At 65.6% G+C, this 2,144-nt stretch carries 1 protein-coding gene; it reads right to left on the bottom strand.

Features of this window, described 5'->3' with window-relative positions; all coding sequences use genetic code 11:
• On the bottom strand, nucleotides 1-2,008 hold a 2,008-nt coding region (locus tag ACWCPF_RS45365; RefSeq protein WP_451051019.1), incomplete at its 3' end, for a condensation domain-containing protein.
• Nucleotides 2,009-2,144: the final 136 nt, after the last annotated feature.

Genomic DNA, 2,144 nt, shown 5'->3' with positions numbered 1-2,144 from the left:
CAATGTCAAAAGCAACCGTCGTCACCGCCAACAAACGGTCAGACCCCACCAGCCCACAACACTCCCCCACCCCCACCAGGAAACCCACCAACGCCTTATGCCCCACCACCACACCCTTCGGCCGCCCCGTCGACCCAGAGGTGTAGATCACATACGCCGGATGCTCCAACACCAGCCCACCCAGCCGATCGGCGTCCACCAGATCACCGGCCGCCTGACCGGCCACCGCGCCCGCAACAGCCGGCTCGTCCAGCACCACACAACCCGCCGCCGCAGGCAACGCCGACACCGTCACAGAGTCCGTGACCACCAACACCGGATCCGCATCCTCAAGCATGTACGCGATCCGGTTCACCGGATACTCCGGATCCACCGGCACATACCCCGCGCCCGACTTCAACACCGCCAGCAACGCCACCACGAGCTCCACCGACCGCGGCAACGCCACCGCCACCAACCGCTCCGGACCCGCACCCCGACCCACCAAATACCGCGCCAACCGATTCGCCCGCGCATTCAACTCGCCATACGACAACTCCACGCCATTGCTCACCACGGCGGTCGCCCCGGGAGTCCGCGCCACCTGCGCCTCGAACAACTCCGGGACCGTCACCCCCGGCACGTCATGGGCGGTGTCATTCCACTCCACCAACACCCGCCGACGCTCATCAGCACCCAGCAGTTCAACGCGTCCTACGGGACGGTCGAGGTCAGCGACCACCGCCTCCAGTACCCGAACCAGGCGAGCTCCCAGTTCTTGAACCTCTGATTGCTGGAACAAGTCAGGACGGTAATCCAGGCGCAGCCGAATTCCATCGCCGGGCATAACTATCAGACTGAGCGGATAGTGGGTACTGTTCCGACCCTCCAAGCGCTCCACCTGCACGGCACCAGCGGGCGCGGATGCTGTCGACCGGGCGCTGACCGGGTAGTTCTCGAAGACGACGACGGTGTCGAAGAGCTCGCCCGCCGGGGTCAGAGCGTGGATGTCGGTGAGCTTGAGATGCTGATGTGCCAGCAGCCGGCTCTGCTCCTCCTGAAGCCGGGCCAAAGCCTGACGCAACGACTCACCCGGCGTCAGACGCACCCGCACCGGAACCGTGTTGATGAACAACCCGACCATCGACTCGACACCCGGGATCTGCGCGGGCCGGCCCGACACCGTCGCCCCGAACACCACATCGTCACGACCGGTCATCCGCCCCAGCAACACCCCCCACGCCAGCTGAACGACCGTGTTCAACGTCACCCCGCACCCACGAGCCGCCGCCGACAACGCACCGGTCAGCTCAGCCGACACCCGCACCGACACCTGCTCAGGAGCCACTGCAGCCCGTCCCGGCCGCACGGGAGCCAGCCGCGTCGCTTCCTCAACCCCTGCCAGGGCAGCACCCCACGCGCCCAAACCCGCCGCCCTGTCCTGCCCAGCCACCCATGCCAGAAACTCCCGATACGGCGTCACCGGCGCCAGACCACCACCACCAGCACCAGCACCAGCACCAGCACCGCCCTGCGTATACACGGTGATCAGCTCTCGCATGAGCACCGGCAGAGACCAGCCGTCCAGCAGCAGGTGATGACTGGTGAACTCCAACCGGTAGCGCTGATGGCCAAGGCGGATCAGCGTGAACCGCAGCAACGGCGGGGAGGTGAGGTCGAATCGTCGTGCCCGGTCCTCCTCCAGCCATGCCCGCACCGCCGCATCCTGCTCCACGGCCGCCAGCCCACTGAAATCGACCTCCTGCCAAGGGACTTCGACCTTGCGGAGAATCACCTGAACCGGCTGCCGTAACCCCTCATGCACAAACCCGGCGCGCAGATTCGCATGCCGATCCAGCACCACACCGGCCGCAGCCTTCAACGCCCGAACGTCCAAAGGACCGTCGATGCGAAAGGACATCTGCGTCGTGTAGACGTCCAGCGCCTGCTCGTCATACAACGCATGAAAAAGCAGGCCCTCCTGCAAAGGAGCCAGCGGAAGAATGTCTTCCAAATCGGAGCGCTTCACTTGTCGTTCCCCCACAGTTGCTCGAGCTGGTCAATTTCCGTCTGGGACAGGGACACCAACGGCAGATCGGACGGCGTCAGACCACCCGCACCCCCACCAGCCGCATGCCGGGACAACGCCCCCAACGCCTCCACAA

The sequence above is a fragment of the Streptomyces sp. NPDC001858 genome, assembly GCF_053594615.1.
The sequence above is the reverse complement of the archived record's forward strand: the minus strand, read 5'-3'. Positions and strand labels throughout refer to the sequence as shown.